At 54.5% G+C, this 5,528-nt stretch carries 3 rRNA genes; all 3 read right to left on the bottom strand.

Features of this window, described 5'->3' with window-relative positions:
• Positions 1-9: 9 nt before the first annotated feature.
• A 5S ribosomal RNA gene (rrf, locus tag RQG77_RS19355) occupies positions 10-126 on the bottom strand.
• A gap of 106 nt (positions 127-232) precedes the next feature.
• Positions 233-3,336: ribosomal RNA gene (locus tag RQG77_RS19360) — 23S ribosomal RNA — on the bottom strand.
• A gap of 411 nt (positions 3,337-3,747) precedes the next feature.
• Positions 3,748-5,270: ribosomal RNA gene (locus RQG77_RS19365) — 16S ribosomal RNA — on the bottom strand.
• The 16S, 23S and 5S rRNA genes sit together here, the layout of an rRNA operon.
• Between the last annotated feature and the right edge of the window lie 258 nt (positions 5,271-5,528).

The raw sequence follows: 5,528 nt of genomic DNA on the forward strand, positions 1-5,528 counted from the left end.
TTAAAAGAAGTCCGGCGGTGTCCTACTCTCCCACAGGGTCCCCCCTGCAGTACCATCGGCGCTGTGAGGCTTAGCTTCCGGGTTCGGAATGTAACCGGGCGTTTCCCTCACGCTATGGCCGCCGAAACACTATAGATGTTTCAATCAAAACACATAACAAAGTCATTGTCATGCGGTTCTCGACCGTACATCGAGAACCACTCAGTGGACGCGTAGCACCAACAAACGGTGTGTTATCAAGTCATCGGCTTATTAGTACCAGTCAGCTGCATGCATTACTGCACTTCCACATCTGGCCTATCAACCCAGTAGTCTGGCTGGGAGCCTCTCACCCGAAGGTATGGAAATCTCATCTTGAGGCCGGCTTCCCGCTTAGATGCTTTCAGCGGTTATCCATCCCGAACGTAGCTAATCAGCGGTGCTCCTGGCGGAACAACTGACACACCAGAGGTTCGTCCAACCCGGTCCTCTCGTACTAGGGTCAGATCCTCTCAAATTTCCTACGCGCGCAGCGGATAGGGACCGAACTGTCTCACGACGTTCTAAACCCAGCTCGCGTACCGCTTTAATGGGCGAACAGCCCAACCCTTGGGACCTACTCCAGCCCCAGGATGCGACGAGCCGACATCGAGGTGCCAAACCATGCCGTCGATATGGACTCTTGGGCAAGATCAGCCTGTTATCCCCGAGGTACCTTTTATCCGTTGAGCGACAGCGCTTCCACAAGCCACTGCCGGATCACTAGTCCCGACTTTCGTCCCTGCTCGACCTGTCAGTCTCACAGTCAAGCTCCCTTGTGCACTTACACTCGACACCTGATTGCCAACCAGGTTGAGGGAACCTTTGGGCGCCTCCGTTACTTTTTGGGAGGCAACCGCCCCAGTTAAACTACCCACCAGGCACTGTCCCTGAACCGGATTACGGTTCGAAGTTAGATATCCAGAGTGACCAGAGTGGTATTTCAACAATGACTCCACATGAACTGGCGTCCATGCTTCACAGTCTCCCACCTATCCTACACAAGCCACACCGAACACCAATACCAAGCTGTAGTAAAGGTCACGGGGTCTTTCCGTCCTGCTGCGCGTAACGAGCATCTTTACTCGTAATGCAATTTCGCCGAGTTCGCGGTTGAGACAGTTGGGAAGTCGTTACGCCATTCGTGCAGGTCGGAACTTACCCGACAAGGAATTTCGCTACCTTAGGATGGTTATAGTTACCACCGCCGTTTACTGGGGCTTAAATTCTCAGCTTCGCCTTGCGGCTAACCGGTCCTCTTAACCTTCCAGCACCGGGCAGGCGTCAGTCCGTATACATCGTCTTGCGACTTGGCACGGACCTGTGTTTTTAGTAAACAGTCGCTACCCACTAGTCTCTGCGGCCTCCAAACGCTTTCGGAGCAAGTCCTAATACGTCGAAGGCCCCCCTTCTCCCGAAGTTACGGGGGCATTTTGCCGAGTTCCTTAACCACGATTCTCTCGATCTCCTTGGTATTCTCTACCTGACCACCTGAGTCGGTTTGGGGTACGGGCGGCTAGAACCTCGCGTCGATGCTTTTCTTGGCAGCATAGGATCACCCACTTTTTATCCGCATCGTGTCTCAGCCTATGTGAGTCGCGGATTTGCCTACGACTCGGCCTACGCACTTGCACCAGGACAACCATCGCCTGGCTTGGGCTACCTTCCTGCGTCACACCTGTTAATACGCTAACCGCACCAGAATGGGGTCGTGCGCTAGGCCCAGAGCGTCACCCCGAAGGGATCAGTCACTGGGATTCAGACACTTAGCACTACTGGATTAGCTTGGGCGGTTCTTCGCCGGTACGGGAATATCAACCCGTTGTCCATCGACTACGCCTGTCGGCCTCGCCTTAGGTCCCGACTTACCCAGGGAAGATTAGCTTGACCCTGGAACCCTTGGTCTTTCGGAGGACGTGTTTCTCACACGTCTTTCGCTACTCATGCCTGCATTCTCACTCGTGTAGCCTCCACGGCTGGTTTACACCGCCGCTTCGCTGGCCACACGACGCTCTCCTACCCATCAACACGGCTGGACCACGAAGGCCTACCAATAATGTCAATGCCACAACTTCGGTGGCGTGCTTGAGCCCCGTTACATTGTCGGCGCGGAATCACTTGACCAGTGAGCTATTACGCACTCTTTCAAGGGTGGCTGCTTCTAAGCCAACCTCCTGGTTGTCAAGGCAACTCCACATCCTTTCCCACTTAGCACGCGCTTTGGGACCTTAGTTGGTGGTCTGGGTTGTTTCCCTCTCGACTATGAAGCTTATCCCCCACAGTCTCACTGCTGCGCTCTCACTTACCGGCATTCGGAGTTTGGCTGACGTCAGTAACCTTGTAGGGCCCATCGGCCATCCAGTAGCTCTACCTCCGGCAAGAAACACGCAACGCTGCACCTAAATGCATTTCGGAGAGAACCAGCTATCACGAAGTTTGATTGGCCTTTCACCCCTATCCACAGCTCATCCCCTCAGTTTTCAACCTAAGTGGGTTCGGTCCTCCACGACGTCTTACCGTCGCTTCAACCTGGCCATGGATAGATCACTTCGCTTCGGGTCTAGGACATGCGACTGAATCGCCCTATTCAGACTCGCTTTCGCTACGGCTACCCCACACGGGTTAACCTCGCCACATATCGCTAACTCGCAGGCTCATTCTTCAAAAGGCACGCTGTCACAGCTACTAAGGCTGCTCCAACGGTTTGTAAGCAAACGGTTTCAGGTACTATTTCACTCCCCTCCCGGGGTACTTTTCACCTTTCCCTCACGGTACTTGTCCGCTATCGGTCATCTGGGAGTATTTAGGCTTATCAGGTGGTCCTGACAGATTCACACGGGATTTCACGGGCCCCGTGCTACTTGGGATACTCTTCGCGCCACGGTTGGCATTTCGACTACGGGGTTGGCACCCTCTATGACCGGCCTTTCAAGACCGTTCGTCTATACCATCGTGTAACGCCGCCATCTCGGCAGAGATGACTGAAAAGTCCCACAACCCCCAACGTGCAACGCCTGCCGGCTATCACACACGCTAGGTTTAGCCTGTTCCGGTTTCGCTCGCCACTACTAACGGAATCGCGGTTGCTTTCTCTTCCTGTGGGTACTGAGATGTTTCACTTCCCCACGTTCCCTCTACCCGCCCTATATATTCAGGCGGGAGTCACTAGGTCGGCACGCCGCCCAGCGGGGTTTCCCCATTCGGACACCCTCGGATCAAAACTTGCTTATCAGTTCCCCGAGGCTTATCGCAGATTGCTACGTCCTTCTTCGGCTCCAGATGCCAAGGCATCCACCGTTTGCTCTTAAAGACTTGAAATCACATGAGTTTGAATCAGAATCGACACCAGACACAAGGCCTGGCATGAAATTGACTAATGATCTTTAAGATCATCTTGTGCAACCGACCGAAGCCGGCTGCAAGATGCTCGCGTCCACTGTGTAGTTCTCAAAGTACGGGCGGTACCCCTTCTCGCATCCCCCACAGGGGAAACAACAAGAGGCCCAGAGGTACAGAAACGAATCCTTGCGGATCCGCATCCGGTCCCTCAGGACCCAACAGCGTGCAGACACCGGCCCCCTCACCCAGACCGTTCCAACAACCGAAGTTGCGTACTAGCTCCAAGATCAGATCTCGATGTCATGTCAAATGTTCCACCCATGAGCTCCCAGCGAAGAACGTATGCCTTCGATCTGGGTTCTGGACTCCGAAGAGTCAGATGCTCCTTAGAAAGGAGGTGATCCAGCCGCACCTTCCGGTACGGCTACCTTGTTACGACTTAGTCCTAATTACCGATCCCACCTTCGACGGCTCCCTCCACAAGGGTTAGGCCACCGGCTTCAGGTGTTACCGACTTTCATGACTTGACGGGCGGTGTGTACAAGACCCGGGAACGTATTCACCGCAGCGTTGCTGATCTGCGATTACTAGCGACTCCGACTTCATGAGGTCGAGTTGCAGACCTCAATCCGAACTGGGACCGGCTTTTTGGGATTCGCTCCACCTCGCGGTATTGCAGCCCTTTGTACCGGCCATTGTAGCATGCGTGAAGCCCAAGACATAAGGGGCATGATGATTTGACGTCATCCCCACCTTCCTCCGAGTTGACCCCGGCAGTATCCCATGAGTTCCCACCATTACGTGCTGGCAACATAGAACGAGGGTTGCGCTCGTTGCGGGACTTAACCCAACATCTCACGACACGAGCTGACGACAACCATGCACCACCTGTTTACGAGTGTCCAAAGAGTTGACCATTTCTGGCCCGTTCTCGTATATGTCAAGCCTTGGTAAGGTTCTTCGCGTTGCATCGAATTAATCCGCATGCTCCGCCGCTTGTGCGGGTCCCCGTCAATTCCTTTGAGTTTTAGCCTTGCGGCCGTACTCCCCAGGCGGGGAACTTAATGCGTTAGCTGCGTCACGGAATCCGTGGAATGGACCCCACAACTAGTTCCCAACGTTTACGGGGTGGACTACCAGGGTATCTAAGCCTGTTTGCTCCCCACCCTTTCGCTCCTCAGCGTCAGTTACGGCCCAGAGATCTGCCTTCGCCATCGGTGTTCCTCCTGATATCTGCGCATTCCACCGCTACACCAGGAATTCCAATCTCCCCTACCGCACTCTAGTCTGCCCGTACCCACTGCAGGCCGGAGGTTGAGCCTCCGGATTTCACAGCAGACGCGACAAACCGCCTACGAGCTCTTTACGCCCAATAATTCCGGATAACGCTTGCGCCCTACGTATTACCGCGGCTGCTGGCACGTAGTTAGCCGGCGCTTTTTCTGCAGGTACCGTCACTTTCGCTTCTTCCCTGCTAAAAGAGGTTTACAACCCGAAGGCCGTCATCCCTCACGCGGCGTTGCTGCATCAGGCTTGCGCCCATTGTGCAATATTCCCCACTGCTGCCTCCCGTAGGAGTCTGGGCCGTGTCTCAGTCCCAGTGTGGCCGGTCACCCTCTCAGGCCGGCTACCCGTCGACGCCTTGGTGAGCCATTACCTCACCAACAAGCTGATAGGCCGCGAGCCCATCCCCAACCAATAAATCTTTCCAGTAACTGACCATGCGGTCGCTACTCGTATCCAGTATTAGACGCCGTTTCCAGCGCTTATCCCAGAGTCAGGGGCAGGTTGCTCACGTGTTACTCACCCGTTCGCCACTGATCCACCCAGCAAGCTGGGCTTCACCGTTCGACTTGCATGTGTTAAGCACGCCGCCAGCGTTCATCCTGAGCCAGGATCAAACTCTCCGTAAAAAAGAAATGCATACGACACCGGGAAAACGGTGACGCAGCGAGTTTGATGCTGACCAAAGAGACAAATTCATTGCTGACTTTATCCGTTGCCAACCCTCCGAAGAAGGCTGGTCTTTGATCCAAAGGAATCTCATCCAGCCGAAGCTGAATCGAGGTTATTTGGCATTTGACAAGTGCACGCTGTTGAGTTCTCAAGGATCGGATGCTCCCACGACCCAGTCATCACAACCAGGCCCGAAGGGCAACTTCTCTATCTTA

The organism is Microbacterium sp. WCS2018Hpa-23 (genome assembly GCF_031843845.1).
In the GTDB taxonomy this organism is placed as follows: domain Bacteria; phylum Actinomycetota; class Actinomycetes; order Actinomycetales; family Microbacteriaceae; genus Microbacterium.